The sequence below is a fragment of the Streptomyces sp. NPDC087300 genome (genome assembly GCF_044744425.1).
Classification (GTDB): domain Bacteria; phylum Actinomycetota; class Actinomycetes; order Streptomycetales; family Streptomycetaceae; genus Streptomyces.
On record NZ_JBIUYI010000004.1, the window covers coordinates 361,280 to 387,654 of the forward strand.

Below are 26,375 nucleotides of genomic sequence, written 5' to 3' on the forward strand. Positions count from 1 at the left end.
GCTGTTCGCCGTCCTGGGTCCACGGCGTGACAGTCCCGGATCAAACTCGCGCCACGACGGTCTTCCAGACCGTTCAGGCCCGCAGCCCCCGCACCGTCAGATCCACCACCGCCGTGAAGGCCGCCTCGATGCCGGGGCGGGACCAGTGCGACGCGTACGACGGGTCGTGGAAGCGGCCCGTCGCGTCGAAGACCGCGCGGGCCGAGACCGCGGGGTCCTGGGACGTGAACTCGCCCGCGTCCACGCCCTCTTGGACGATCGCCGTGAGCTGGCCGGTGAGTTCGGCGATGTGGGCGTCCACCACGCCGCCGTTCTCCTCGGTCAGCACCGTGTAGGTCGCGAAGAGTTCGGGGTCGTCGCCGGCCTTGTGCTGCTTGGCCTCGAAGAGGCCCGCCAGCCAGTGCCGCAGCTTGGCCTCGGGCGGCTCGGCGCCGGTGACGATCCCGGACAGGGCGTCGGACGTACGGTCCAGCCAGCGCTTGGTGACCGCGCCGCGCAACTCCGCCTTCGTACGGAAGTGGCGATACACCGTGCCGTGGCTCACCCCGAGCGCGCGGGCCACGTCGACCACCGTGGCCTTGGCCGCGCCGTGCCTGCGAAGCACCTCCTCGGTCGCTTCGAGGATGCGCTCGGGGGTCAGGGGTGCCGCGGTTGCCATGGCTAGACCGTACCCGGGGGACGGTCAGCGCTCGCTGTCGAGGTGTGCCATCTGGGACTCCGGGTAGCGGGCGCCGGCCGCGGCGTCCGCGGGCACGGCCGCCTCGATCGCGGCGAGGTCCGCGTCGTCGAGCGTCACGTCGAGCGCGCCGAGCGCCTCGTCGAGCCGGTCGCGGCGGCGGGCGCCGACCAGCGGCACGATCGACGCCCCGTGCCGGGGGCCCTGCGCGAGCACCCAGGCGATGGCGGTCTGCGCGACGCTGACGCCCTTCTGCTCGGCGATCTTGCGCAGGGCGTCGACCAGGTCGAGGTTCCTGTCGAGGTTCTCGCCCTGGAAGCGGGGGCTCATCGAGCGGAAGTCGTTCGCGGCGAGCTTGCGGTCGCGGGTGAAGTGGCCGGAGATCAGGCCGCGCGAGAGCACCCCGTACGCCGTGACGCCGATGCCGAGCTCGGCGACCGTCGGCAGGATCTCCGCCTCGATGCCGCGCGAGATGAGCGAGTACTCGATCTGGAGGTCGGAGATCGGGGCGGTGGCGGCGGCCCGGCGGATCGTGTCGGCGGCGACCTCGGAGAGGCCGATGTGCCGGACGTGGCCCTTCTCGACAAGGTCGGCGATGGCGCCGACCGTCTCCTCGACGGGGACGTCGGGGTCGATGCGGGCGATGCGGTAGACGTCGATGTGGTCGACGCCGAGGCGCTGGAGGGAGTACGCCGCGAAGTTCTTGACGGCCGCGGGACGTCCGTCGTAGCCCGACCAGCCGCCGTCCGGGTCGCGCAGAGCGCCGAACTTCACGCTGGTGAGCGCCTGTTCGCGACGGGCCGCGGGGGCGGTGCGCAGGGCCTCGCCGATCAGCATCTCGTTGTGCCCCATGGCGTAGAAGTCGCCGGTGTCCAGCAGGGTGACGCCCGCTTCGAGGGCGGCATGGATGGTGGCGATGGACTCCGCGCGGTCGGCTTCGCCGTAGAGCGCGGACATGCCCATGCAGCCGAGGCCGAGGGCGGAGGTGCGGGGGCCGGTGTTTCCGAGGGTGAGAGTACGCATGCGTCCACCATGACATGACAGATGACAGATTTCAATATCTGTCATCTGTCATCCATGGCGCACCGTTGGGCGGTCGTCACTCGCCGTCCGCTGCGGCCGGTGGTGGTGACGCGGTCTTGAATGTCAGCCAAACGGTCTTGCCGGGGGTGTGCCAGGTGACGCCGAAGTCGTCGCTCAGGGCCTGCGCCAGGTAGAGCCCTCTGCCGCCGCATCCCTCAAGTTCCCCGCGCTCCCACCGCGGGTGCCCGCCCCCGCTGTCGCGCACCTTGACGCGGATCGGCGGGCCGTCGGCGACGAGTTCCAGGCTGAACTCGCGTCCTGGTGGAACGCCGTGGAGCAGGGCGTTCGTGGCGAGTTCGGAGACGCAGAGCTGGATGTCCTCCAGCCTCTCGGTGACGCCCCACTCCGTGAGTACCTCCGAGGTGAAGGTGCGCGCGGCTCTCGCGGAGCCGTGTGCGCGAGGGAAGCGTCGTTGCCGTGACGGGGGCACGGTGAACCACCGCCTTGATCCTGGGCTGTGCGATGGTTGGGAACTTATCGCTATTCGCGAAAAGCGGCAAGGTAAGGCCAAGGGGGATGCGCGGAGTGAGTCGCTTAACGTGTAAAGCGGCAAGGTTGGAGACGCCCGGTTCCGGTTCCGTAGGAGGACGCCGTGAGTGACAGTGCGTGGGTCAGTACTTCCATGCCGTACCTGACGCCGCGAGGTGAGGGGCAGGCCGACGCCTGGGCCGAGGAGGCCGCCGCCCGAGGAGGGAGGGGCGGCCAGCGCATCGTGCACGCCGGGGAAGTGGTGGCCCCGGACGAGGTGGCCGCCCTGCTCGGCGTGGCCACCGGGGAGCCCGTCGTCGTGCGCCGCCGCGTCATCCAACTCGATGGGGAACCATGCGAGTTGACCGACACGTACTACCCGGCCAATATCGCCCGTGGCACCCGTCTCGCCGGTACGGGAAAGATCCGTGGTGGGGCCGTCACGCTTCTCGCCGAGCTCGGGCACACCGGCGTGCGCGTACGTGAGGACGTGACCGCGCGCATGCCCAGCGAGGACGAGCGCGCGACGCTGGGCATGGGCGAGGGTGAGCCCGTCCTTCGGATCAGCAGAGTCACGCTGGACGGTGACGGCCGGCCGATCCAGGCCGACATGATGGTGATGCCCGCGCACCGGCAGCGGCTGCGCTACGAGATCAGGATCGGATGACCGTGCCCGCCGACAACACCACCGACACCGGCGCCGAGTCGGCCGACCGCCGCTCACTGCACGAGCGGATCGCCGCCGACCTCCGGGGCGAGATCATGAGCGGTGACTTGGCGCCCGGCGCGAAACTCCCCTCCACGGTCCACCTCAAGGCGAGGTTCGACGCCTCCAACGCCACCATCCAGAAGGCTCTCCAGCTCCTCAAGGGCGAAGGGCTCCTGATCGGGCGGGCCGGAGCGGCCGTCACCGTCCGGGAACACCGGCAGCAGACCGTGCGCCCGGCCTCGTACATGGCCCCGGCCCCTTCGGGCGAGCCGTACCGCTGGCTCACCGAGGCCGCGAAAGGCGGCGGGCAGGCGCGCAGCACGCTGCTGGACGTGGCCGAGGTCCGGCCTCCCGCCGACGTCTCGGCCGCCCTGAACCTCGCGGACGGCGAGACGGCACTGCTGCGGCACCAGATCCTGTTCATCGACGACGAGCCGGTCGAACTGGTCAAGTCCTACTACCCGTTGGCCTTGGTCCAGGGCACCGCCGTCACGGACAAGCGCCGCATCAAGGGTGGCACCCCGGCGCTCCTCGCCGAACTCGGACTGCCGCCACGCCTGAGCGTGGACCGGGTCTCCGCCAGGATTCCGACGCGGGAGCAGTACGTCGCTCTCGGCCTTCCCGGCAGTCTGCCCGTGCTGCGCACCCTGCGTGTCGTCTACAGCGACAACGACAGGCCCATCGAAGCCACCGTCATGGTCAAGGCGGGACACCTCTACGAGCTGCAGTACGAGTTCACGCCGGAGTGACCGAGCGGCCTGTCGCCTCCCGTCCCTCCAGGCACCGCGCCGTACGCTCCGCCGTCCCCCGCGCCCACCGCCCGCTCGTCATCGCGCCGAGTACCAGGACCGCGACGCCGCAGCCCGTGATGATCCACCAGGCGGGGCGGCTCGCCGTTGTGAAGTCCTTCGCGTACGAGGAGGACGCGACGCCCGAGGCCAGGACCGCGCCGATCACCGCGACGCCGAGTGTCTGGCCGATCTGGCGGCTGGTGGAGGCGACCGCGGCGGCGACGCCCGCCTGGGCGCGGGGCATCCCGGCGACCGCCGTGTTGGTGATCGGGGCGTTCACGAAGCCGAAGCCCAGGCCGAACAGGACGTAGCCGACGAAGCGCGTGGCGCCCGCCTCCTCCGCCTGGAACGCGGCGAACAGGAGACCGGACGCCGTCATCGCCACCCCGGCGACCAGCAGCGACAGGCGTGGGCCCCGGCTGCCGACCAGACGGCCCGAGAGCGGGGCGCAGACCAGCGTCATCGCCGCCATCGGCAGCATCCACAGGCCCGCGTGCAGCGCGTCGAGGCCGCGTACGTCCTGGAGGTAGAGCGTCGAGAGGAACAGGAAGCCGCCGAGGGACGCGAACGCGCAGACCGCGATCACGGTGGCGCCGCTGAACGGTGCCGAGCGGAAGAAGCGCAGGTCGATGAGGGGTTCCGCGCGGCGCGGCTCGTACAGGACGAGCCCGGCGAGGCCGAGAAGGGCCGCGCCGGCGAAGGTCAGGATCAGCGGTGACGTCCAGCCCGCGCTCGGCGCCTCGATGATCGCGTACGTCAGGGCGCCGAGCAGCACGATCACCAGGAGCTGGCCCACCGGGTCGGGGCGGCGCGGCTTCGGGGCGCGGGACTCGGGGACGTACCGCGTGGTCAGGAAGAGCGCGGCGAGGCCCACCGGCAGATTGACCCAGAAGATCGAGCGCCAGCCGACCGAGTCCACGAGCAGCCCGCCCACCAGCGGGCCCGCCGCCATGGAGATGCCGACGACGCCGCCCCAGACGCCGATGGCGCGGGCCCGCTCGCGCGGCTCGGTGAAGGTGTTGGTGATGATCGACATCGCGACCGGGTTGAGCATCGAGCCGCCGACCGCCTGGATCATGCGGAAGGCGACCAGGGATTCCAGGTTGGGCGCGAGCGAACAGAGCACCGAGCCGATCGTGAAGGTGATCAGACCCGCCTGGAAGACCTTGCGGCGGCCTATCCGGTCGGCCGTCGAACCCGCCAGCATGAGGAGCGAGGCGAGGACGAGCGTGTACGCGTCGATCGTCCACTGCATGCCCGAGACGCTCGCGTCGAACTCCCGCCGCATGGTGGGGAGCGCGACGTTCAGGATGGTGTTGTCGAGGCTGACGATCAGCAGGCTCATGCAGCAGATCGCGAGGACGAGCATGCGTCTGCGGTGGGTGAGTTCATCGGGCATGTATCTGACGGTAGTCCTCCCGGGGGCACCGGGCGCGGCCGGACCGGAGCGGTGCGGGAGGCGCGGGCTCGGACCGGCTTCCGACCGGCCTCAGCCCAGCCTCCGCGGCAGCCGCAAGCTCAGCAGTGCCAGGCCGAGCAGCCCGGTGAGCTGGGCCCCGAGCATGAGCGCGAACGCGGCCCGCATGCCGAGTGGCGGGGTGAGGGCCAGGAAGAGGGAGCCGAGTGCCGCGACGCCCATGGCCAGGCACGACTGCTGCACGGTCGCCGCGAGGCCGCTTCCCGCCCCCGCCCGCGCGGCCGGTACGGCGGCCAGTGCGACGCGGTAGTAGAGCGCGAGCTGGACGCCCTGCCCGAGACCGCACAGGAGCAGCCCGGGGGCGAGGGCGAGCGGGGTCAGGGCGGCCCACGGTGTCCACAGCACCGTCAGGCCCGTCACCGTGAGGCCCACGACGTGCACCAGGGCGGCGCGGGTCATCGCACGGGTGCCCCAGCGGCGTACGAGGCGCGGCACCAGCATGGCCGCCGGGATCTGCGTGAGACCCATGGGGACCACGGTCAGGCCCGCCTTCAACGCCCCGTAGCGCAGCCCCTGTTGGAGCAGGATCGCGAAGCCGAACATGAACCCGCTGAAGCCGATGAAGATCGGCAGGCCGAGCGCCAGGCTCTTGCGTACGGCGGGTTCGCGCAGCAGCGAAGGGGGCAGCAGCGGACTGCCGCCGGTGCGCTCGGCACGGCTCTCCACCGCCCCGAACGCCCAGCCGAGCAGCGGCGCCGCGACCAGGAGCAGCACGGACCACAGGGGCCAGCCCGTCGCGCGGCCCTCCGTCAGGGGCAGCAGGAGCGCGGTCAGCGACCCGGCGAACAGGACGGTGCCGAGCACGTCACCGCGCGCGGGCCGCTCCGTCCTGCTGTCCGGCACCGCGCGGGCGCCGACGAGCAGGGCGGCCGCCGCGATCGGCACGTTGATGAGGAACACCGCGCGCCAGCCGGTGCCGCCCAGGTCCGCGGCGACCAGCGCACCGCCGAGCGCCTGGCCGAGCAGGCCCGCGATGCCGCTCACGGCGCCGTACAGGGCGACGGCCCGTGCCCGCCGCTCGCCCCGCGTCGTCGCGTGGATCGTGGCGAGGACCTGCGGCAGCATCAGCGCGGCCGCCGCGCCCTGCGCCACCCGTGCCGCCACCAGCCACCACGCGCCGGGCGCGAGCCCGCAGGCTCCCGAGGTCACGCCGAAGGCCGCCACGCCCCACAGGAAGAGCCTCCTGCGGCCGAAGGTGTCGCCGAGCCGCCCGCCGAGGACGAGCAGTACGGCGTACGCCACCGCGTAGCCCGCGACGACCATCTCCAGCGTGGCGGGCGCCGCGCGCAGGTCGCGCTCGATGCTGGGCAGGGCGACGTTGACGATGAAGAAGTCGAGGCTGGAGAGGGTGGCGCCGAGGAGGACGGTGAAGAGGCCCAGGGGCCGCAGGATGGCTGGCCCGGTCGTGTCGGCGGCGAGGGGCCCGGGGGTGCCGGTATCGGTCGTATCGGTCGTGGTGGTCACGGATACGACGATGTTCCGGACCTCAGAGGGGTACCAGAGTGTCCTTATCCTGGTACCAGGCGCACCTGGAAACAGGCTGCGGCATGGGCGAACCTGGGACGGTGACTGTGACAGCCGAACCCCCGGCGCCCGCCGCCGAGATCCGCCGCCAGGAACTCGCCGCGTTCCTGCGCAGCCGCCGCGAACGCGTCACGCCCGAGCAGGCGGGCCTGCCGCGCGGCGTCCGGCGCCGCACGCCGGGGCTGCGCCGCGAGGAGGTCGCCCAGCTCTCCTCGGTGGGCGTCACCTGGTACACGTGGCTCGAACAGGCGAGGCACATCAAGGTGTCCGCCGGGGTCATCGACGCCATCGCGCGGGCCCTCCTGATGGACCCCAGCGAGCGCGCCCACCTCTTCGCGCTCGCGGGCGCCGTCGACCCGCGCCCCGAAGCCGAGTGCACGGCGCTCTCCGCACCGGTCCGCCGCCTCATGCACCGGGTCGCCCCCTACCCGGCCACCGTGCAGAACGGCCGCTACGACGTCCTCGCCCACAACCGCTCCTGGACCCACGTCTTCGGCGACTTCGACGCGATGGAGCCCCGCGACCGCAACTGCCTGTGGCTCCTAGCCACCAGCGACAGCTGGCGCGAGACCTTCCTCGACCGGGACGAGATGCTGCGCGACCTGATCGCCAAGTTCCGCGGTTCGATGGCCGAGCACGGCGCCGAGCCCGCCTGGAAGGAGCTGCGCGACCGGCTCCTTGCGGTCTCCGCCGAGTTCCGCGAGCTGTGGGAGCGGCACGAGGTGGCCACCATGTCGCCGCACGTCAAGCGCTATCAGCACCCCCGGGTCGGGCTGCTGCGCCTGGAGCACCGGATGCTGTGGATGGCCCCGCTCGCGCAGGCGCACCGCCTCATCGCGTACGTCCCCGCCGACGACGAGACGGAGGAGCGCCTGGAGCGTCTCGCGGAGCTGTCGGGGGAGGCGGAGGGGAGGGGGGAACGGGTGCCTGCGGAGTGAGGGACAATGGAGGGTCCCGTCGTCCGTCCCGGAGAGCCTCGATGTCGTCCCAGCCGCTGTCCATCGGCCCGCACACCGTGCGGCCGCCCGTCGTGCTCGCCCCCATGGCGGGCATCACGAACGCGCCGTTCCGGACGCTCTGCCGGGAGTTCTCCGGCGGCAAGGGCCTCTTCGTCAGCGAGATGATCACGACCCGCGCCCTGGTCGAGCGCAACGAGAAGACCATGCAGCTGATCCACTTCGACGAGACCGAGAAGCCCCGGTCCATCCAGCTGTACGGCGTCGACCCCGCGACCGTCGGCAAGGCGGTCCGGATGATCGCCGAGGAGGACCTCGCCGACCACATCGACCTGAACTTCGGCTGCCCCGTCCCCAAGGTCACCCGCAAGGGCGGCGGCTCCGCGCTCCCGTACAAGCGGCCGCTGCTGCGCGCGATCCTGCGCGAGGCGGTCGCGGGCGCCGGTGACCTGCCGGTCACCATGAAGATGCGCAAGGGCATCAACGACGAGCACATCACCTTCCTCGACGCGGGCCGCATCGCCGTCGAGGAGGGCGTCACGGCGATCGCCCTGCACGGGCGCACCGCCGCCCAGCACTACGGAGGCACGGCCGACTGGGACGCCATCGCGCGCCTCAAGGAGCACGTCCCCGAGATCCCGGTGCTCGGCAACGGCGACATCTGGTCGGCGGCCGACGCGGTGCGGATGATGAAGGAGACCGGCTGCGACGGCGTCGTGGTGGGCCGTGGCTGCCTGGGGCGCCCCTGGCTCTTCGGTGACCTGGTCGCCGCCTTCGAGGGCACGGGCGCGCCCAAGGCCCCGGACCTGCGCGAGGTCGCGGCCGTCATGCTCCGGCACGCCACCCTGCTCGGCGAGTGGATCGGCGACGAGGCGCGCGGCGTCATCGACTTCCGCAAGCACGTCGCCTGGTACCTGAAGGGTTTCGCGGTCGGCTCCGAGATGCGCAAGCGCCTCGCGATCACGTCCTCCCTTGCCGAACTGGAGGACGGGCTCGGCGAGTTGGACCTCGATCAGCCCTGGCCCCTCGGCGCGGACGGCCCGCGCGGTCGTACCTCGGGCAACAACCGCGTGGTCCTGCCGGACGGTTGGCTCAAGGACCCCTACGACTGCGCGGGCATCAGCGAGGACGCGGAACTGGACACGTCCGGGGGCTGACGCCCCTGACGGGGCTACGCCAGCGTCACCGACACCGGCAACTCCTTGATCCCATTGACGAAGTTGGACCGGACCCGCCGAACCTCCCCGTCCAAGCGGATGCCCGCCAACCTCGGCAGCAACTCCTCGAACATCACCCGCATTTCGAGCCGCGCGAGCGAGTTGCCCAGGCAGAAGTGCGGAGAGCCCTTGCCGAAGGTGACGTGGTCGATGTTCTCGCGGGTGACGTCGAAGCGGTACGGGTCGGGGAAGACCTCCGCGTCCCGGTTGCCGGAGGCGAACCAGAGCACGACCTTGTCGCCCTTCCTGATGTGCTTGCCGCCGAGTTCGACGTCCCGCGTGGCCGTCCGCCGGAAGTGGTAGACGGGCGAGGCCCAGCGCAGGCACTCCTCGACGGCGCCGGGGATCAGCGAGGGGTCGGCGACGAGCTTGGCGCGCTCCTCCGGGTGCTCGATGAGCGCGAGCATGGAGTGTGAGATGGCGTGCCGCGTCGTCTCGTTGCCCGCGACGACGAGCAGCAGGAAGTAGTTGTCGAAGTCGGTGGAGGAGAGCGGGACGCCGTCCCTGGGGGAGCTGTTGACCAGCGTGGTGACGAGGTCGTCGCCGTCGCCGCCGCGCCGGGCGGCCGCCAGCTTCCTTCCGTACTCGAAGACTTCGAGCGAGGCGGGGGAGCGGAAGGGCAGATTGCGGTAGCGCTCGCTCTCCGCGCTTTCGAGCAGGACGTCGGCGTAGTCGGGGTCGGTGTTGCCGATGATGCGGTTGCCCCAGTCGATGAGCTGCTGGGTGTCCTGCTCCGGTACGTCGAGCATGCGCGCGAGCACATTGATCGGGAAGTCGGCGGAGACCTCCCTGACGAAGTCGAAGGTGCCCTTGGGCAGGGCCGCGTCCAGGGTGCGTGCGGTGAGCCCGCGCAGGAAGGTCTCGTACGTCGCGACGGCCCGCGGCGTGAACCGCTTCTGCAGGATGAGCCGCATCGCGCGGTGCCGCATGCCGTCGGTCTCCAGGAGGGAGCGGCGCAGCGCGATGTAGTCCTCGTCGACCTCTTCGAGGTTGGTGAAGCGCTCCGAGGTGAAGGTGTCGGGGTCGCGGTCCACGCGCACGATGTCCGCGTGTCGGGTGACCGCCCAGAAGCCGGAGTTGGGCGCGGGTTCGGGTTGCCAGTGGACGGGGTCCTCGTGGCGCAGCACGTCGAACATCCGCCAGGGCAGGGCGCCGTCGGTGAACCGGTCGTTGTCGGCGAGGTCGACGTCGCCGATGGCGAGGGGCGCGGGGCCCGTGACCGTACGCATGGACGTACTCCTTCGTGCGTGCTCGGGGCGGTCAGATGAGGAAGGCGTACTCCGTGAACTCCCAGTCCGTGACGGTCTGTTGGAAGCGTTCGAGTTCATTGCGCTTGTACGTGAGGAAGGCGCCGGTGAACTCGGCGCCGAGCAGCCCGGTGAGTGCCTCGTCGGCCTCCAGGGCGTCGAGCGCGGCGGTGAGCGTGCCGGGCAGCCGGGGCGCGGAGGTCTCGTCGTAGCCGTAGCCCTCCAGCGGGGCGGGCGGCTCGGGCTTGTCGCGGATGCCCAGGAGCAGCGCGGCGACGGCTCCGGCGATCATCAGGTACGGGTTGGCGGAGGCGTCGCCCAGGCGCAGTTCGAGCCGGGTGCCCGCGCCGCGCTCGGGCGGGATGCGGACCATCGCGCTGCGGTTGTCCAGCCCCCAGTCGACCAGCCAGGGGGCGAGGGTGTCGGGCCCGAAGCGCTTGTAGGAGTTGATGGTCGGGTTGAGTAACGCGGTGAGCGCGGGGGCGTGCGCGAGGACTCCCGCGATGGCGTGCCGGGCGGTGGCGGAGAGGCCGTCGGGACTCTCGGGATCGTCGAAGACGTTGCGCCCCGCCGCGTCGACGAGCGAGATGTGCAGATGGAAGCCGGAGCCGCCGAGGTCGTTGAACGGCTTGGCCATGAAGGTGGCGAGGCGTCCCTCGCGGCGGGCGGTCTCCTTGACGGCGGACTTGAAGCGGAAGGCGCGGTCGGCGGCGTCCAGGGCCTCGGAGTGGGTGAGGTTGATCTCGAACTGCCCGCCGTCGAATTCGTGGTTGCCCGCGATGACGCCGATGCCGAGGTCGGCCAACTGGCGCAGGGTGCGCAGGAGATGGCCGTCCGGGTCGCCGCGGCGGCCCGCGCTGTAGACGTTGCCGGTGGCGCCGCCGTACGGGACCCAGCCGGTCGGGGCCGCGGGGTCGGGGTCGCACAGGAAGTACTCCAACTCGGGCCCGACGACCGGGGTGTGGCCGGCGGCGCCGGTGTACTCCGCGGTGCTCGCGAGGACGCGGCGGAGCAGGGCGCGGGGGGACTCCGGGGCGGGCTGGCCGGTGCGGGGGTCGATGGTGTCGCCCAGGCACCAGGAGACGCCCTTCTCCCAGGGCAGGGGCTGGAGGGTGTCGAGGTCCGGATGGACGCAGATGTCCGGCAGCCCCGCGTCCAGGCCGCCCGCGACGGGGACGACGTCGCCCCTGGGGGTGGTGTGGTAGACGGCCCGGCAGAAGGTCAGCCCGTGCTCGCAGGCGGTCGGCAGCTGCCCGACCAGGATGTCGCGGCCCCGGTCGGCGCCGATGAGATCGGGATAGACGACCCGCACGACATCGGTCCCCCGCTCCTCCAACTCCCGGACGATCTCCCGGACTTCCGCGCCCCCGCCGTCCTGCCCTCGTGCACTCGCTTCGCTCATCCGTGTCCCAGCCTTTCCGGTGAGGGAGGAGGGGGCCGTTCATCGTTTGACTTCAAACGATATGAAGCCTCGGAGGGGTGCGCAAGGGGTCGATCCCCAATTCGCGTGCGACGTAACGGTGGGTGGCGTCCTGGGCGTGCTGCCCCGCCGCCGGCCGAGCGGGCCCCGTACCGTGACAAGCCCGCTCCGCCCGAATATCGTACGGGCTCAAACGAAAGTCCCCGTCCCCATGCCCGACGGAAGGCGAAGGAGCCCGCAGATGACCGGTGTTCAAGGATTCTTTCCGCCCAAGAGTGCCACCGGGAAGTCCTCCCTCGTGCCCGCGCCCCCTTGGCACTACTCGGGCGACCTGCTCACCGTCGAGTACCGGACCAACCCGGACCGCGTACGCGAACTACTCCCGGAACCACTGGAGTTGGCCGACGCCGACCCCGGCGCCGTCGCGCTGATCTGGGCCGACTGGCAGTCGTGCGGCGCCTCCCGCGCTGAACTCCTCGACCCCGTACGGGCCCAGTACAAGGAGTGCTTCGCCGTCGTACGGTGCGGTTACCGGGGCCGCACCTACTCCCGCTGCGTCTACATCTGGGTCGACAAGGACTTCGCCATCGCCCGCGGCAACCACCAGGGCTACCCGAAGAAGCTCGGCTCGATCCACCTGACCCGCCCCCACCCCTACGGCCCCGCCCCCCGCATCGAGCCCGGCGCCGCCTTCGGCGCCACGCTCGCCGCCGCCGACCGCAGGCTCGCGCAGGCCGTGGTGACCCTCACCGGACCCGCGGAGACCAACGGCTTCGTCAACGCCCACCCCATGGCCCACCACCGCCAACTCCCCGCCATCGACGGCAAGGGCCTCGCCCTGGACGAGCTGATCTCCTCCGGCGCCGCCGCGTTCGAGGGCGGCCAGGCCTGGTCGGGCGAGGCCGAGCTCGACCTCTTCGACGCGCCGACCGAGGAGCTGGCCGCCCTCGCGGTCGAGGAGCCGATCGGGGCGTACTACCGCCAGGTGGGCGTCACGTGGGACGGCGGAACGCTCCTGGAACGAGGCCTGTAGACCCCGCCGCCCCACGGCCGCCCACCCGCTCACCCACCCGCCGTGGAACCGATCCCCGCATACGCCTCGGGCCGGGCCCGCCGCAGCCACAGCCCCCACGCACTCCCCGCCGCCGCGGCGATCAGGATCAGGCACGGCAGGATCCACCGCAGCGGGTTGTCCGACGAAACCCCCAGCTGGACACTGAAGTTGGTGAGCGCCAGCCAGAAGATGACGGCGAGCGCCGCGCCCGACGCGAGGGGTGCGACGAGCCGGTGCCAGAGCGGCTCGGTCAGGTCGGGCCGACGGATGAAGTAGGCGACGACGGACGCGGACGTGGCGAACAGGAGCAGGATGACGCCGAGCGCCCCGAGGTTGGTCAGCCAGGTGAAGACGTCGGCCACCGGGTCGCGCCCGGCCAGCGCGAACACCCCGATGACGACGGCGGTGACGGCGGTCTGGAGGAGGGAGCCGCGGTGCGGAGAGGTGTGCCGGGGGTGCAGCACGCCGAGCGCGCGCGGCAGCACGCCCTCGCGCCCCAGGGAGCGGACGTACCGGGCGACGGCGTTGTGGAAGGAGAGCAGCGCCGCGAGCAGGCTGGTGATCAGGAAGAACTGCGCGAAGTCGGAGAAGGCCGTGCCGAGGCTGGAGTCGCTGAGGGAGAACATCATCTGCGGCCCCTGCTCGGCGGCGACCCGCGTCGCCCGCGAGGTCCCCGCGCCGCTCACCATGGCCCACGCGGTCGCCGCGTAGAAGACCCCGATGAGCCCCACCGCGATGTAGGTGGCGCGCGCCACCGTCCGGCGCGGATCCCGGCACTCCTCGCTGTACAGGGCGGCCGACTCGAAGCCCATGTACGCGGCGAAGACGCAGCACAGCGCGACGCCGAGCGAGCCGTCCGTGGCGGCGCCCCAGGTGAGCGGGGTGGCTGAGACGCCCTCGGGGGCGTGCGTGAACTGGCCGATGTCGAAGACGAGTACGGTGCCGAACTCCAGGACGAGCAGCACCGCGAGCACCCGCACGCCCACGTCGACGCGCCGGTAGCCGAGCGCCCCGACGACCGCCGTGCAGGCCAGGACGAGGACCCACCAGGGGATGTCCACGCCGGTCTTGGCGTCGATGAACTCCGCGGTGGTGGCGCCGAAGAGGCCCGCGATGCCGATCTGCATGGCGTTGTACGAGAGCAGCGCGACGAAGGCCGCGCCGACGCCCGGCGTACGGCCGAGCCCTTGCGCGGTGTACGCGTAGAAGGCGCCCGCCCCGGTGATGTGCCGGCTCATCGCCGCGTATCCGGCGCTGAAGAGCCCGAGCACGACGGCTGTCAGCAGGTAGAGGAGCGGTATCCCGAGGACGCCGGTGACGCCGAGGGACTGCGGAACGCCGCCCGCCGCGACGGTGAGGGGCGCGGACGCGGCCACGACGACGAAGACGATGCCCGCGACGCCGACGCGGCGTTCGGGGACGGTGGTGGGGGAGAGGGGCGGCGCGGGCGAGGCCGAGCCTTGATGGTCGAGAGCCATGACGGGACTCCGGGGAGAGGAGGGCGCATCCACGGGGAACGCGATATCGTTTGAGCCCGTACGAATTCGAATGGCGCTGATGGTACGGACGCCCCTGTGCCCGGGCAAGAGTCCTCAAGAGGTCTTGGCAGACTGGAAACCCACACGCGGACCACCGGAACCGCCGGAACCACTCAGCGCCATCGGACCGAGGAGACACGCACGTGACGGGCCAACGCTCCATCCGCGACACCGAGAAGGCGGTCAGGGCCAAGCTCGGCGACACCCCCGTCAAGCACGGGCAGATGGCCGCCGTCTCGAACATCTACCGCGCGGCGTCGGCCGTCCGGCAGCACTTCGAGAACTCCGTGCTGCGCGGCGCCGAACTGACCTGGACGTCGTTCGTCGTGCTCTACGTCGTCTGGATCTGGGGCGAGATGGAGACGCGGTACGTTGCGGAGGAGGCCGGCATCTCCAAGGGCACGCTCACCGGCGTCGCCCGGACCCTCGCGGGCCGCGGCCTCCTGGAACGCCGGGGCCACCCCGACGACGGCAGGCTCGCGCTGCTCCGGCTCACGGACGAGGGCGAGCGGCTGATGGGCGAGGTCTTCCCCGCCTTCAACGCCGAGGAGGTCTTCGTCACGGAGGGCCTCACGGACGCGGAGTGCGGAGTCCTCGCGGACCTGCTGCGGAAGATCGTCGTACGCACGGAGGACAAGGGCGAGGAGCGGAGGTTGCACCTGCTCGACGGTGCGGATCCCGCGCCGCGCAGGAGCGGTCGCCGGGCGCGGCCGGGCGGGTGAGTCCCGCCACGGCTCCGGCAGGGGGCGCGGGGAACTGCGCGACCGGCCACGATGGACCCGCGGTCGCGTCTGCCTCCGGCGGTCGCACGGCGGGTGCGGGCGCGTTTTCGGCCGCTCGCGCCGTTCCCCGCGCCCCTTAAGGGGCCCCCGCCGCGCCGACCAGCCCCGTGAACAGTCCCTGCTGCGCCCCGTCGCTCTCCGCCGTGTCCTCCGGATGCCACTGCACCGCCGCGAACCACCCCGCCGCGCCCACGAGTTCGAGCGCCTCGACCGTTCCGTCGGCCGCCCACGCCGTGGGTTCGAGGCCCCGGCCGGCCAGGCCCACGCACTGGTGGTGGTAGCACGACGCCTCCACCTTCTCGGCGCCGAGCGCACGCGCCACCGTGGAGCCCGCGGCCACCCGCACCGGGTGCGTCTTGTGCCGGTGGTCCGACGCGGGGCCGCCCATGTCCTGGCGCAGCGTCCCGCCGAGCGCGACGTTCACCACCTGCATGCCCCGGCAGACCGCGAGCGTCGGCAGGCCCCGGTCCAGGGCGCGGCGGGCGAGCGCGAGGTCGAACTCGTCCTGCGCGTCGTCCACGTCGTACACGGAACGGTGCACGTCGGAGCCGGCCGCGTACCGCCAGGGCGCGAGGTCGCCGCCGCCGGGCAGCAGCAGTCCCGCGCAGCGGTCGAGGCGTCCCGCGGCCTCGCCGGGCGGCCCCGGGTGCATCATGAACGGCTCGCCGCCCGCGCGGTACACCGCGTCGGCGAGGGCCCGCGCGGTGACGACGGCCGCGTAGCGCAGGGCGGAGGTCGACGCGGCGTACCGCTGGGGGAGGGCGATCAAGGGGCGGGTACGGGGCCGGGGGCGGGTGTGGAAGTCCGCGCGGCCCACGGGCCCTTCCCGGCTCACAGCTGGATCCACGTCGTCTTGAGCTCCGTGTACTTCTCCAGGGCGTGCGCCGACTTGTCCCTCCCGTGCCCCGACTGCTTGTAGCCGCCGAACGGCACGGTCAGGTCCCCCTCCTCGTAGCAGTTGACCCACACCGTGCCCGCCCGCAGCCGCCGCGCCACCGTGTGCGCGGCCGACAGGTCCGAGGTCCACAGGCCCGCCGCGAGCCCGTACTCGCTGTCGTTGGCGAGCGCGACCGCCTCGTCGAGGGTCTCGAAGGTGAGCACGGACAGGACCGGGCCGAAGATCTCCTCGCGGGCGAGCGGCATGCCGGGGGTGACCCGGTCGAGGACGGTGGGGTCGAAGTAGGCGCCGCCCGGGACGACTTCGCGCGGTGAGCCGCCCGCGCGCAGCCGCGCCCCCGCGTCGGCACCCCTGCGCACGTGGTCCTGGACGGCCGTGACCCGGGCCGCTCCCGCGAGCGCGCCCATCTCGGTGGCGGGGTCGAGCGGATCGCCGACCCGGAGCGTCCCGGCGCGCTCGACGACCGCGTCCGTCACCTCGTCGGCCACGGACGCGTGCACGAGGAGCCGGGAGGGCGCGGTGCACATCTCGCCCTGGTTGAAGAAGATCCCCCAGGCGGCGGTGGCGGCCGCGGTGGCGAGGTCGGGGGCGTCGGGCAGCACGATGTTCGGTGACTTGCCGCCGAGTTCGAGCCAGACCCGCTTGAGGTTGGAGTCGGCGGCGTAGCGCAGGAAGTGCCTGCCGACGGCCGTGGAGCCGGTGAACGCGAGGACGTCCACGTCCGGGTGGAGGCCGAGCGCCCGGCCCGCCCCTGGCCCGTCGCCCGCGACGACGTTCAGGACGCCGGGCGGCAGCCCCGCCTCGTCGGCGATCCTGCCGAGCGACAGCGCGGACAGGGGCGTGAGTTCGGAGGGCTTGAGGACGACGGAGCAGCCCGCGGCGAGGGCGGGCGCGATCTTCCACGCGGCGAGCGTGAGCGGGAAGTTCCACGGCACCACCGCGCCCACCACGCCGGACGGCTCCCTGGTGACCAGGGCGAGCGCGCCGGGCCCGGTGTGCGGGGACTCGTCGGTGAGCTTGTCGGCGAGCTGGCCGTACCAGCGGAACGTGGCGGCAAGCGCCCGCAGTTCGACCGCGTACGACTCGGTGATCGGCTTGCCGTTCTCCAGGGTGACGGTGAGCGCGAGCTCGGCGCGGTGCTCCTCGACGAGCTCGGCGATCCGCAGCAGCACGCGGCCGCGATCCACGGGGGACATGCGCGGCCAGGGCCCGCTGTCGAAGGCGTGGCGGGCGGCGGCGACGGCCAGATCCACCTCCTTGCCGCCGCCGTCGGCGACGAGCGCGATGACGCGGCCGTCGCGCGGTGAGATCACGGGGAACGCGCTGCCCGAGCCGTCCGTCTCGGCGCCCGCGACGCGGTGCCTGGTGGGCAGGCGGGGGATCAGGGCGTCGGCCTCGCGGAGCCAGTCCTGGTGGCCGCGGGCGGCCGGGGCTTCGTCGTGCGGCATGGCTGCCTCCCGGAAGTACGGGTATGTGAAGCGGGGGGAATGTCGTTTGAGTTCAAACGGTATCCCAACAGGCCGTCGCTCACGAGGGGTTGACCCGGCCCTCGGTCGCTCCTAATGTTGTTTGGGTTCAAACGAACTGGAGGTCGCGATGGCTCCCCCCGAGCTCCCGGACACGGCGCTCCCGGCTACGTCCCCTTCTGACGGGACCGGCGCGGACGACGCCCGCGCGGACCGCGCGCTCCCGGACCGGACCCCGTACACGGCCACCGTCGCCGGTGTCCCCGTCGACACCCGGCACTGGATCGGCGGCCGCCGCGTCGCCTCCACCACCACCTTCACCGACCACTCGCCCATCGACGGCACGCCGCTCGCCGACATCGCTCGTGGCGGCCCCGGCGAGGCACACTCCGCCGTGGCCGCCGCCCGTACCGCGTTCCCCGGCTGGGCGGCGACGCCTCCCGCCGAGCGCGCCAGGCTGCTGCACGCCGTCGCCGACGGCGTCGAGGCCCGCACCGAGGAACTCGCCCGCGTCGAGACCGCCGACAACGGCGCCCTGCTCCGCTCGCACCGCCGCGGCGTCATGCCCCGCGTCGCCCACAACCTGCGCTACTTCGCCGACCGCCTCCTCGCCCTCGGCCACGACGACTTCGACACGCGCGGGCACACCAACCACGTGAGCTGGGACCCGGCGGGCCCCGCCGTCCTCATCACGCCGTGGAACGCCCCGCTGATGCTGGCCAGTTGGAAGATCGCCCCGGCGCTCGCCGCGGGCTCCACGGTGATCCTCAAGCCCGCCGAATGGACCCCGCTGACCGCCTCGCTCTTCGCGGACATCACGCACGAGGCGGGGCTGCCGCCCGGCGTCTTCAACGTCGTGCAGGGGTACGGTCCCGAGGTCGGTGCCCCCCTCGTCGCCGACCCCGGCGTACGCCGCGTCAGCTTCACCGGATCCGTGCCCACCGCGCGCCACATCGCCGCGGCCGCCGCGGCGAACCTGGTGCCGTGCAGCTTCGAACTCGGCGGCAAGTCACCGCTGCTCGTCTTCGCCGACGCCGACCTGGAGCTCGCCGCCGACCTCGCCGTCGAGCAGTACGACAACGCGGGCCAGGTCTGCCTCGCGGCCACCCGCATCCTCGTCGAGGAGCCCGTGCGCGACGCCTTCCTCGGTCACTTCACGGACCGGGTGGCGAAGCTGTCCCAGGGCGACCCGCGCGACGAGGCCACCGGCATCGGGCCGAACATCCACCCCCGGCACGTCGAGCGCGTCGACGGATTCGTGCGCCGGGCCGTGGCCGCCGGCGCCGAGACCGTCTTCGGCGGCGGCCCCAACGAGACGCTCGGCGGCACCTACTACCTGCCCACCCTGCTCACCGGCGTCGCCCAGGACTCCGAGATCGTCCAGGAGGAGGTCTTCGGGCCCGTCCTGACCCTCCAGACCTTCCCCGCGGGCGACGAGGACGAGGCCGTGCGCCTGGCCAACGGCACCCGCTTCGGGCTCGCCGCCACCCTCGCCACCGGCGACCGCGACCGCGCCGAGCGGATCACCGCGCGGCTCGTCGCGGGCACGGTCTGGGTCAACTGCTTCTTCGTACGCGACCTTTCGGCCCCCTTCGGCGGCTCGCGCCAGTCCGGCGTGGGGCGTGAGGGCGGGGACTGGTCGTTCGACTTCTACTGCGATGTGAAGAACACCGTGACCGCACGAGTGGGGCCTCCCCTGGTCGAGCGAAGCCGAGAGCTTGGGGAAGGATGGGAGGCCCGCCGTGGGTGAGATCGTCGGGGCGGGCCTCCTCGCCCACGTGCCCACCATCGTGCTGCCCGAGACGACCCGCAAGGAACTCAACGAGGGCCGCGAGATCAGCCTGGTCCCCGGCCTGCGCAGGCTGCGCGAGGAAGTCTTCGAGGAACTCGACTACGACACCGTGGTCGTCCTCGACTCGCACTGGGCCACCACCGTCGAGTTCGTGGTCACCTCGCACCGGCGCCGCGCCGGTCTCTTCACCTCCGAGGAGCTGCCGCGCGGCATGTGCCGGATGCCGTACGACTACCCGGGCGATCCCGAACTGGCGCACAGCATCGCGTCGTTCGCGGACCGGCACGGCACCTGGATCACCCCGATCGAGGATCCCTTCCTGCCCGTGTACTACGCCACCATCAATCTGTGGAAGTACCTGGGTGAAGGCCTCCCCGAGAAGAAGTGGATCTCGATCGGGGTCTGTCAGACCGGCGACGTCGAGGACCATCTGCGGCTCGGCCGCGCGCTCGCCGACGGCGTCGCGGCCCTGCCGGGCCGCCGCGTCCTGCTCATCGCGTCGGGGGCCCTCTCCCACACGTTCTGGCCGCTGCGCGAGCTGCGCGCCCACGAGTCGAGCGACCCCGCGCACATCCGCACCCGCGAGGCGCGCGCCGCCGACGAGCGCCGCATCGACTGGTTCGAGCGCGGCGACCACGCCCAAGTCCTCGACACCATGCCGGAGTTCCTCACCCACCGGCCCGAGGCGCGCTTCGGCCACTACCTGATGATGATCGGCGCCATCGGCGAGGACCGCTGCACCGCGCGGGGACGCCCCTACAGCGCCTACGAGAACTCGATCGGCACCGGCCAGATGCACCTGTGGTTCGACCGCCCCGCCGACGGCTGGACGCGGCCGGACCCCGACCGGAGCGAGGACGCCGCATGACCACCACCGAGTACCGCCGCATCCTGCTCGACGGGGCCGCGGTCCGCGTCGTGCGCGAGGGCGACGAGCTCGCCGCCCCCGACGGCCGCCGGATCAAGGCGTCCGAGGCGCACCACCTGCCGCCCGTGCGGCCCTCCAAGGTGATCGCCGTCCACCTCAACCACCGCAGCAGGGTCGCCGAGTTCGGCGTCACGCTGCCGCCCGCGCCCACCTACTTCCACAAGCCGGTCTCGGCCCTGAACAGCCACGGCGGAGCCGTCGTACGACCCGAGGGCTGCAAGTACCTCAACTACGAGGGCGAGATCGGCATCGTCATCGGCCGCACCTGCCGCAACGTGGCGCCCGCGGAGGCGGGCGCGTACATCGCGGGCTTCACCGTCGCCAACGACTACGGCCTGCACGACTTCCGTGACACCGACGCGGGGTCGATGCTCCGCGTCAAGGGCTCCGACACGCTCTGTCCGCTGGGCCCCGGCCTGGTCACCGGCTGGGACTTCCACGGCAAGTACCTGCGCACGTACGTCAACGGCGAGCTCGTGCAGGACGGTTCGACCGACGAGATGGAGTGGGACATGCACTACCTCGTCGCCGACATCGCCCGCACCATCACCCTGGAGCCCGGCGACGTCCTGCTCTCGGGCACGCCCGCGGGCTCCCGCCCGGTCCGCCCCGGCGACACCGTCGAGGTCGAGGCCGAGGGCCTGGGCCGCCTCGCCAACCACATCGTCACCGGGCCGACGGCCATCCGCACCGACGTCGGCGCCCAGCCCACCGAGTCCGAGGAGGTCCGCTCCACGGCCCTCGGCGGCGACTGGGAACTCAGAGGCGTCCGCGCTCCGCGCCGCTAGCTCCGCCTCCCCATGTCCCGTACGTCTGAAGGGAGTTCAGATGGTCAAGGTCACCGTCGACATGGATGTCTGCCAGAACCACGGGCAGTGCGTCTTCGCCGCGCCGGACGTCTTCCGGCTCGACGATGACGGCCGGCTCGCGTACGTCGCGTCGCCCGACGACGCGCTGCGCGACGACGCGGAGGACGCCGCCGACGTCTGCCCGTTGCAGGCCATCCGGGTCGAGGGCTGAGGCATGGCGGGGGCGGGCATCGCCGTCGTCGGGGCCTCCCTCGGTGGCCTGCGCGCCGCCGAACAACTGCGCGCCGCGGGCTGGCGCGGCACCATCACGCTCTTCGGGGACGAGCCCCATCTGCCGTACAACAGGCCCCCGTTGTCGAAAGAGGTGCTCGCGGGCGAGGCGCCCGCTTCCGGCACCCGACTGCGTCGCCGCCCGAGCGTCGAGGACGTCGAGTGGCGACTGGGCACGGCCGTCGCGACAGCCGATCTCACCGCGCGAACACTCACGCTGGCCGACGGTTCTGTCCATGTGTACGAGGGTCTGGTGGCCGCGACGGGGGTGCGGCCACGCAGGCTCCCGCTGCCCGGGGGCCCGCCCCGGCACGTCGTCCGCACACTGGAGGACTCGGCGGCGCTGGCCGCCGAGCTGGTGGCGGGCGCCCGGGTACTGGTGATCGGCTCCGGCTTCATCGGCTGCGAGGTGGCCGCGACCGCGCGCACGGCGGGCTGCGCGGTCACCGTCGTCGCGCCGGAGGCCGAGCCGATGCTCCTCGCGGTCGGCGAGGACCTCGGACGGGCGCTGCGGCGCCGCCACGAGGCACACGGCGTGCGGTTCCTGATGGGCCGCCTCGTCACCGGACTCGACCCGCACGGAGCGGTCCTCGACGACGGCACCGCACTCGCCGCCGACGTCCTGGTGGAGGCGGTCGGCTCCCTGCCCAACACCGAATGGCTCGCCGCGACCGCCGGACTCGACCTCACCGACGGCATCCTCTGCGACGCCCACCTGCGCGTCGGCGGCCTCCCGCACGCGGTGGCGGTCGGCGACGTCGCCCGCTTCCCGAACCCGCGCTACGGCCCGCTCCCGCGCCGCGTCGAGCACTGGTCGGTCCCCGGCGACACCGCACGCCACGCGGCCCGCACCTTGGTCGCGGGCCTCACCGGGGCCCCGCGCGACCCGGCCCCCTGCGCGCCGCTCCCGTCCTTCTGGAGCGACCAGTTCGCCCTGCGCCTGCAGTCCTTCGGCCAGCCCGGACTCGCCGACCGCGTCCAACTCCTGTCAGGGGAACCGGATGCGTCCGACGGAGACCTGCTCTACGGCTACTACCAGGGCGAGCGCCTCATCGGCGTCGCGGCGCTCGGCGGCCCGGCCGCGGCGGCGGCAGCGGCCCGCCACCGCACGGAACTCATGGCGCTGCCGGAGCGAGTGATCTGACCCGGCACGCCAGGCGGGCGGCTCCTCATGAGGCGGAGAGTTCCTCGGCCAGTTCCATACAGCGCAGGCGGGCCGGGGAGAAGTCGTAGGGCATCTTGCCGACGGCTTCGAACGCGCTCATGGAGCGGGCCGCACCGTCGTCTTCGTCGCCCTCGCCGTCCTCTTCCGCTTCGGGGTGCAAGGCGTCCCAGGAGTCGAAGAGGGCGTCGTCGTCCTTCTCCAGGCCGGACTCCTCGATGAAGGCCCGCAAGGCGCTCTCGAAGGCGTGCCGTTCGACGGCCACCTGAGCCACCCGCGGATCATCGACGGCGACACTGTCGTCGAGCGCCTCCTCGGCGGCGTCGACGCGGTCGGAGTCCGCCCGCAGCGTGGGATGCGTGGCCAGGACGATGAAGCGGGTGGTCTGGACGGCCGCGCCGAGCGGGCCGAAGATCCGCTCGGTGACCAGCAGAGCGTCCAGGTCGGCCTGGCGCAGGGAGCCCTCGGGCAGGTCCTTGAGGCGGTCCGTGACGAAGTCGGAGAGCAGGCCCGTCCGGCTGCCCTCGGTGCGCATCCGCCGCACGGCGGCCCGCTGCCGCCGCAGCTCCGCCTCCTGCGCGGCGAGGGTCTCCTCCAGCCGCTCCAGGGTGCCCGCGATGCCGTCACCACCGTCCGCACCGGCCGCATCCGTGCCGGTGCCGAAGGCGTCCCGGATGTCGTCCAGGGCGATCCCCGCGTCGGCCGTCCTGCGGATCCACAGCAGGCGGATCATGTCCTCGTACCCGTAACGGCGGCGGCCGTCGCCGCCCCGCGCGGGCTCGGGGAGCAGCCCGATCTCGTGGTAGTGGCGGATCGCCCGCGGCGTGGTGCCCGCGAAGGCCGCCGCGTCACCGATCTTGACCTGACGGGGCGGCACGAAGGACGAGTGCATGAGCGGAGGCCTTTCCTCACGGGACCGGGGCGTAGGTCCACCGGACCACATGCCGCTACGGAAGGTGCAACCCGTACGCGCGGCCCCGCGCCCATGGCGAAGGGGCGGCACCCCCGCACAGGATGCCGCCCCTTCATCGCGAACCGGAACCGCCGCCGCATCGGTACTGAGGGTCGGGGACACGGCGGCGGTCCCGGAGTCGGTTACCGGTGGTCGCTGCCCGTCGAGTGGGAGGCGGCGCGGCCGGCCTCCAGGCGGGCCACCGGGATGCGGAACGGCGAGCAGGAGACGTAGTCCAGGCCCACCTCGTGGAAGAAGTGCACGGACTCCGGGTCGCCGCCGTGCTCGCCGCAGACGCCGAGCTTGAGGTCGGGGCGGGTCTCGCGGCCCGCCTTGACCGCGTCGCGGACCAGCTTGCCGACGCCGTCCTTGTCGATGGTCTCGAAGGGGGAGACCCCGAAGATGCCCTTCTCCAGGTACGCGGTGAAGAACGAGGCCTCCACGTCGTCGCGGGAGAAGCCCCAGACGGTCTGCGTCAGGTCGTTGGTGCCGAACGAGAAGAACTCGGCGGCCTCCGCGATCTGGTCGGCCGTCAGCGCGGCGCGCGGCAGCTCGATCATGGTGCCGAGCGCCAGCTTCAGGTCGACGCCGGTCGCCTCGACGACCTCCGCGATGACCTGCTCGGCCTCCTCGCGGACGATCTCCAGCTCCTGGACGGTGCCGACGAGCGGAATCATGATCTCCGCACGCGGGTCGCCCTTGGCGTTCTTGCGCTCGGCCGCGGCCTCGGCGATCGCACGGACCTGCATGGTGAACAGACCGGGGATGACCAGGCCGAGGCGTACGCCGCGCAGACCCAGCATCGGGTTCTGCTCGTGCAGCCGGTGCACGGCCTGGAGCAGGCGCAGGTCGTTCTCGTTGGCGTCCTTGCGGGACTCGGCGAGCGCGACGCGGACGGAGAGCTCGGTGATGTCCGGCAGGAACTCGTGCAGCGGCGGGTCCAGGAGGCGGACGGTGACCGGCAGGCCGTCCATCGCCTCGAAGAGCTCCACGAAGTCCCGCTTCTGGAGCGGCAGGAGCTCCTTGAGCGCGTCCTCGCGCTCGCCGTCCGCGTCGGCGAGGATCAGCCGCTCGACCATCTCGCGGCGCTCACCGAGGAACATGTGCTCGGTGCGGCACAGGCCGATGCCCTGGGCGCCGAAGCGGCGGGCGCGCAGCGCGTCCTCGGCGTTGTCGGCGTTGGCACGGACGCGCAGGCGGCGCACCCGGTCCGCGTACGCCATGATCCGGTGCACGGCGGCGACCAGCTCGTCGGCGTCGTCGGCGCCCGCGTGCATGCGGCCCTCGAAGTACTCCACGACGGGGGAGGGCACCACGGGCACCTCGCCCAGGTAGACCTTGCCGGTCGAGCCGTCGATGGAGACGACGTCGCCCTCCTCGATGACGGTCTCGCCCACCGTCATCCTGCGCCGCTTGGTGTCGACCTCCAGGTCCTCGGCGCCGCACACACAGGTCTTGCCCATGCCGCGCGCCACGACGGCGGCGTGCGAGGTCTTGCCGCCGCGCGAGGTCAGGATGCCCTCGGCCGCGATCATGCCGTCGAGGTCGTCGGGGTTGGTCTCGCGGCGGATCAGGATGACCTTCTCGCCCGAGCGCGACCACTTGATCGCGGTGTACGAGTCGAAGACCGCCTTGCCGACCGCGGCACCGGGTGACGCGGCGATGCCCCGGCCCAGCTGCGTGGTCTTCGCGCCCTCGTCGAAGCGCGGGAACATCAGCTGCGCGAGCTGGGCGCCGTTGACGCGCTGGAGCGCCTCGGCCTCGTCGATCAGGCCCTGGTCCACCAGCTGGGTGGCGATGCGGAAGGCGGCACCTGCGGTGCGCTTGCCGACGCGGGTCTGGAGCATCCACAGCTGGCCGCGCTCGATGGTGAACTCGATGTCGCACAGGTCCTTGTAGTGCGTTTCGAGCGTCTCCATGATCTGCATGAGCTGGTCGTACGACTTCTTGTCGAGCTGCTCCAGATCGGCGAGCGGCACGGTGTTGCGGATGCCCGCCACCACGTCCTCGCCCTGCGCGTTCTGGAGGTAGTCGCCGTACACGCCCTGGTGGCCGCTGGCCGGGTCGCGGGTGAACGCGACGCCCGTGCCGGAGTCGGGGCCGAGGTTGCCGAAGACCATCGAGCAGACGTTGACCGCGGTGCCGAGGTCGCCGGGGATGCGCTCCTGGCGGCGGTAGAGCTTGGCGCGGTCGGTGTTCCACGACTCGAAGACCGAGCGGATCGCGAGGTCCATCTGCTCGCGCGGGTCCTGCGGGAAGTCCCGCCCGGCCTCCGTCTTGACGATCTTCTTGAACCGGGTGACCAGCTTCTTGAGGTCGGCGGCCTCCAGGTCGGTGTCGACCGCGACCTTCTTGGCGTCCTTGGCCTTCTCCAGGGCGTCCTCGAAGAGTTCGCCGTCGACGCCGAGGACGGTCTTGCCGAACATCTGGATGAGCCGGCGGTAGGAGTCCCACGCGAAGCGGTCGTCGCCGGACTGCTTGGCGAGCCCCGTCACGGACTTGTCGGAGAGCCCGATGTTCAGGACGGTGTCCATCATGCCGGGCATCGAGAACTTGGCGCCCGAGCGCACGGAGACCAGCAGCGGGTCGTCGGCCTGGCCGAGCTTCTTGCCCATGTTCTTCTCCAGGGCGTCGAGGTGCGCACTCACCTCGTCACGCAGCTCGACGGGCTCCTCGCCGCTGCCGAGGTACGTCTTGCAGGCCTCGGTGGTGATGGTGAAGCCCGGGGGGACGGGCAGCCCGAGATTCGTCATCTCGGCGAGGTTCGCGCCCTTCCCGCCGAGGAGGTCCTTGAGGTCCTTGTTGCCCTCGGTGAAGTCGTAGACGAACTTCACGCTCTCGCTCGTGTGAGCTACGTGGGGATCTTTGTTTTCCGACACGGGTCTCGACTCCTCGAGAGCTCGGTGGCTGCCCTGACGGCGAGGAACATACCCAGATCGAAGGCGCCTGGGTACGTCCACTTGTGCGTCATGAGGACGTAATCAGTCGTCTGCCACTAGATCGAAAGTGACGGAGCGGTAACCCTGGAAGGCGAGATTCATTCACTTCTTGAACGATCAACTCCCGTAGACCTGGGCATTTGCTCAAATGAGCACCTTGAACTCAGATGTGAGTTCACCTCATGAATGATCGAGCAGTGGCACTGAGTGCCACCCC

The 26,375-nt window shown here is 71.9% G+C and carries 23 protein-coding genes; 11 read left to right on the forward strand and 12 right to left on the reverse strand.

What is annotated here, in order from left to right; translation table 11 throughout:
- Positions 1-73: 73 nt before the first annotated feature.
- From ACIO9J_RS17450 to ACIO9J_RS17460, 3 genes are all read right to left on the reverse strand, one after another.
- The gene (locus ACIO9J_RS17450) at positions 74-658 is read right to left on the reverse strand and encodes a TetR family transcriptional regulator (RefSeq protein WP_401999498.1); all 585 of its coding nucleotides are present in this window, start codon (positions 656-658) and stop codon (positions 74-76) included.
- 24 nt (positions 659-682) lie between these two features.
- The gene (locus ACIO9J_RS17455) at positions 683-1,699 is read right to left on the reverse strand and encodes an aldo/keto reductase (RefSeq protein WP_401999501.1); all 1,017 of its coding nucleotides are present in this window, start codon (positions 1,697-1,699) and stop codon (positions 683-685) included.
- Between the two features lie 76 nt (positions 1,700-1,775).
- Entirely contained in the window at positions 1,776-2,189 is a 414-nt protein-coding gene (locus ACIO9J_RS17460) for an ATP-binding protein (protein ID WP_401999504.1), read from the reverse strand.
- A 162-nt stretch (positions 2,190-2,351) separates the two neighbouring features.
- Here ACIO9J_RS17460 and ACIO9J_RS17465 point away from each other — a divergent pair, with 162 nt between their 5' ends.
- Both ACIO9J_RS17465 and ACIO9J_RS17470 read left to right on the forward strand, forming a co-directional pair.
- Positions 2,352-2,894 carry a GntR family transcriptional regulator gene (locus tag ACIO9J_RS17465; protein WP_401999507.1) on the forward strand — a complete coding sequence of 181 codons (543 nt, stop codon included), beginning with the start codon at positions 2,352-2,354 and terminating at the stop codon, positions 2,892-2,894.
- Positions 2,891-3,685: a GntR family transcriptional regulator gene (locus ACIO9J_RS17470; protein WP_401999510.1), complete on the forward strand. Its 795-nt coding sequence runs from the start codon at positions 2,891-2,893 to the stop codon at positions 3,683-3,685. The genes ACIO9J_RS17465 and ACIO9J_RS17470 overlap by 4 nt, the downstream gene beginning before the upstream one ends.
- Here the strand turns inward: ACIO9J_RS17470 and ACIO9J_RS17475 are convergent.
- Together ACIO9J_RS17475 and ACIO9J_RS17480 are read right to left on the reverse strand one after the other, a co-directional pair.
- Positions 3,672-5,126 carry an MFS transporter gene (locus ACIO9J_RS17475; protein ID WP_401999511.1) on the reverse strand — a complete coding sequence of 485 codons (1,455 nt, stop codon included), beginning with the start codon at positions 5,124-5,126 and terminating at the stop codon, positions 3,672-3,674. The genes ACIO9J_RS17470 and ACIO9J_RS17475 overlap by 14 nt on opposite strands.
- 90 nt (positions 5,127-5,216) lie before the next feature.
- A complete protein-coding gene (locus ACIO9J_RS17480; RefSeq protein WP_401999514.1) occupies positions 5,217-6,668 on the reverse strand; it encodes an MFS transporter in 1,452 nt (483 codons plus the stop codon).
- Between the two features lie 83 nt (positions 6,669-6,751).
- Between ACIO9J_RS17480 and ACIO9J_RS17485 the strand changes: the two genes are divergently transcribed.
- Positions 6,752-7,666: a helix-turn-helix transcriptional regulator gene (locus ACIO9J_RS17485; protein WP_401999517.1), complete on the forward strand. Its 915-nt coding sequence runs from the start codon at positions 6,752-6,754 to the stop codon at positions 7,664-7,666.
- Between the two features lie 41 nt (positions 7,667-7,707).
- Positions 7,708-8,841 carry a tRNA dihydrouridine synthase DusB gene (gene dusB, locus ACIO9J_RS17490; protein ID WP_401999520.1) on the forward strand — a complete coding sequence of 378 codons (1,134 nt, stop codon included), beginning with the start codon at positions 7,708-7,710 and terminating at the stop codon, positions 8,839-8,841.
- A gap of 14 nt (positions 8,842-8,855) precedes the next feature.
- Here the strand turns inward: dusB and ACIO9J_RS17495 are convergent, their stop codons facing one another.
- Entirely contained in the window at positions 8,856-10,130 is a 1,275-nt protein-coding gene (locus tag ACIO9J_RS17495; RefSeq protein ID WP_401999523.1) for a cytochrome P450, read from the reverse strand.
- Between the two features lie 31 nt (positions 10,131-10,161).
- Complete coding sequence (locus tag ACIO9J_RS17500; protein WP_401999526.1) at positions 10,162-11,550, reverse strand: glutamine synthetase family protein; 1,389 nt, start codon at positions 11,548-11,550, stop codon at positions 10,162-10,164.
- 259 nt (positions 11,551-11,809) lie between these two features.
- On the opposite strand from ACIO9J_RS17500, the gene ACIO9J_RS17505 reads away from it, so the two are divergent.
- Positions 11,810-12,601, forward strand: a complete 792-nt coding sequence (locus tag ACIO9J_RS17505) for an acetoacetate decarboxylase family protein (protein WP_401999529.1) — start codon at positions 11,810-11,812, stop codon at positions 12,599-12,601.
- Positions 12,602-12,630: 29 nt separating this feature from the next.
- On the opposite strand, the gene ACIO9J_RS17510 is transcribed toward ACIO9J_RS17505, so the two are convergent.
- Entirely contained in the window at positions 12,631-14,100 is a 1,470-nt protein-coding gene (locus ACIO9J_RS17510) for an APC family permease (RefSeq protein WP_401999532.1), read from the reverse strand.
- A 203-nt stretch (positions 14,101-14,303) separates the two neighbouring features.
- On the opposite strand from ACIO9J_RS17510, the gene ACIO9J_RS17515 reads away from it, so the two are divergent.
- Positions 14,304-14,882: a MarR family winged helix-turn-helix transcriptional regulator gene (locus ACIO9J_RS17515; protein WP_401999535.1), complete on the forward strand. Its 579-nt coding sequence runs from the start codon at positions 14,304-14,306 to the stop codon at positions 14,880-14,882.
- Between the two features lie 136 nt (positions 14,883-15,018).
- Here the strand turns inward: ACIO9J_RS17515 and ACIO9J_RS17520 are convergent, their stop codons facing one another.
- Positions 15,019-15,759 (reverse strand): gamma-glutamyl-gamma-aminobutyrate hydrolase family protein, encoded by a 741-nt coding sequence (locus ACIO9J_RS17520; RefSeq protein WP_402001050.1) that lies wholly within the window; start codon positions 15,757-15,759, stop codon positions 15,019-15,021.
- A 14-nt stretch (positions 15,760-15,773) separates the two neighbouring features.
- Complete coding sequence (locus ACIO9J_RS17525; RefSeq protein ID WP_401999538.1) at positions 15,774-17,288, reverse strand: aldehyde dehydrogenase; 1,515 nt, start codon at positions 17,286-17,288, stop codon at positions 15,774-15,776.
- Between the two features lie 148 nt (positions 17,289-17,436).
- Here ACIO9J_RS17525 and ACIO9J_RS17530 point away from each other — a divergent pair, with 148 nt between their 5' ends.
- The 5 genes from ACIO9J_RS17530 to ACIO9J_RS17550 are packed head-to-tail and all read left to right on the forward strand — an operon-like array spanning position 17,437 to position 22,249.
- Positions 17,437-19,056, forward strand: coding sequence for an aldehyde dehydrogenase (locus tag ACIO9J_RS17530; protein ID WP_401999541.1), 1,620 nt, complete (start codon positions 17,437-17,439; stop codon positions 19,054-19,056).
- A complete protein-coding gene (locus tag ACIO9J_RS17535) occupies positions 19,049-19,966 on the forward strand; it encodes a 3,4-dihydroxyphenylacetate 2,3-dioxygenase (RefSeq protein ID WP_401999544.1) in 918 nt (305 codons plus the stop codon). The genes ACIO9J_RS17530 and ACIO9J_RS17535 overlap by 8 nt, the downstream gene beginning before the upstream one ends.
- Positions 19,963-20,814: a fumarylacetoacetate hydrolase family protein gene (locus tag ACIO9J_RS17540; RefSeq protein ID WP_401999547.1), complete on the forward strand. Its 852-nt coding sequence runs from the start codon at positions 19,963-19,965 to the stop codon at positions 20,812-20,814. Before ACIO9J_RS17535 ends, ACIO9J_RS17540 begins: the two co-directional genes overlap by 4 nt.
- Positions 20,815-20,854: 40 nt before the next feature.
- A complete protein-coding gene (locus ACIO9J_RS17545) occupies positions 20,855-21,046 on the forward strand; it encodes a ferredoxin (RefSeq protein ID WP_401999550.1) in 192 nt (63 codons plus the stop codon).
- A 3-nt stretch (positions 21,047-21,049) separates the two neighbouring features.
- Entirely contained in the window at positions 21,050-22,249 is a 1,200-nt protein-coding gene (locus ACIO9J_RS17550) for an NAD(P)/FAD-dependent oxidoreductase (protein ID WP_401999553.1), read from the forward strand.
- 25 nt (positions 22,250-22,274) lie between these two features.
- Here ACIO9J_RS17550 and ACIO9J_RS17555 read toward each other — a convergent pair whose 3' ends face one another.
- Both ACIO9J_RS17555 and ppdK read right to left on the reverse strand, forming a co-directional pair.
- Complete coding sequence (locus ACIO9J_RS17555; RefSeq protein ID WP_401999556.1) at positions 22,275-23,159, reverse strand: MerR family transcriptional regulator; 885 nt, start codon at positions 23,157-23,159, stop codon at positions 22,275-22,277.
- 203 nt (positions 23,160-23,362) lie between these two features.
- Positions 23,363-26,098 carry a pyruvate, phosphate dikinase gene (gene ppdK, locus ACIO9J_RS17560; protein WP_401999559.1) on the reverse strand — a complete coding sequence of 912 codons (2,736 nt, stop codon included), beginning with the start codon at positions 26,096-26,098 and terminating at the stop codon, positions 23,363-23,365.
- Between the last annotated feature and the right edge of the window lie 277 nt (positions 26,099-26,375).

Excerpts from the sequence above, each read along its gene's own strand:
- ACIO9J_RS17450 (WP_401999498.1), bottom strand. The coding sequence starts at position 658 with ATGGCAACCGCGGCACCCCTGACCCCCGAGCGCATCCTCGAAGCGACC.
- ACIO9J_RS17455 (WP_401999501.1), bottom strand. The coding sequence starts at position 1,699 with ATGCGTACTCTCACCCTCGGAAACACCGGCCCCCGCACCTCCGCCCTC.
- ACIO9J_RS17470 (WP_401999510.1), top strand. The coding sequence starts at position 2,891 with ATGACCGTGCCCGCCGACAACACCACCGACACCGGCGCCGAGTCGGCC.
- ACIO9J_RS17475 (WP_401999511.1), bottom strand. The coding sequence starts at position 5,126 with ATGCCCGATGAACTCACCCACCGCAGACGCATGCTCGTCCTCGCGATC.
- ACIO9J_RS17485 (WP_401999517.1), top strand. The coding sequence starts at position 6,752 with ATGGGCGAACCTGGGACGGTGACTGTGACAGCCGAACCCCCGGCGCCC.
- dusB (WP_401999520.1), top strand. The coding sequence starts at position 7,708 with ATGTCGTCCCAGCCGCTGTCCATCGGCCCGCACACCGTGCGGCCGCCC.
- ACIO9J_RS17495 (WP_401999523.1), bottom strand. The coding sequence starts at position 10,130 with ATGCGTACGGTCACGGGCCCCGCGCCCCTCGCCATCGGCGACGTCGAC.
- ACIO9J_RS17500 (WP_401999526.1), bottom strand. The coding sequence starts at position 11,550 with ATGAGCGAAGCGAGTGCACGAGGGCAGGACGGCGGGGGCGCGGAAGTC.
- ACIO9J_RS17505 (WP_401999529.1), top strand. The coding sequence starts at position 11,810 with ATGACCGGTGTTCAAGGATTCTTTCCGCCCAAGAGTGCCACCGGGAAG.
- ACIO9J_RS17510 (WP_401999532.1), bottom strand. The coding sequence starts at position 14,100 with ATGGCTCTCGACCATCAAGGCTCGGCCTCGCCCGCGCCGCCCCTCTCC.
- ACIO9J_RS17525 (WP_401999538.1), bottom strand. The coding sequence starts at position 17,288 with ATGCCGCACGACGAAGCCCCGGCCGCCCGCGGCCACCAGGACTGGCTC.
- ACIO9J_RS17530 (WP_401999541.1), top strand. The coding sequence starts at position 17,437 with ATGGCTCCCCCCGAGCTCCCGGACACGGCGCTCCCGGCTACGTCCCCT.
- ACIO9J_RS17540 (WP_401999547.1), top strand. The coding sequence starts at position 19,963 with ATGACCACCACCGAGTACCGCCGCATCCTGCTCGACGGGGCCGCGGTC.
- ACIO9J_RS17545 (WP_401999550.1), top strand. The coding sequence starts at position 20,855 with ATGGTCAAGGTCACCGTCGACATGGATGTCTGCCAGAACCACGGGCAG.
- ACIO9J_RS17550 (WP_401999553.1), top strand. The coding sequence starts at position 21,050 with ATGGCGGGGGCGGGCATCGCCGTCGTCGGGGCCTCCCTCGGTGGCCTG.
- ACIO9J_RS17555 (WP_401999556.1), bottom strand. The coding sequence starts at position 23,159 with ATGCACTCGTCCTTCGTGCCGCCCCGTCAGGTCAAGATCGGTGACGCG.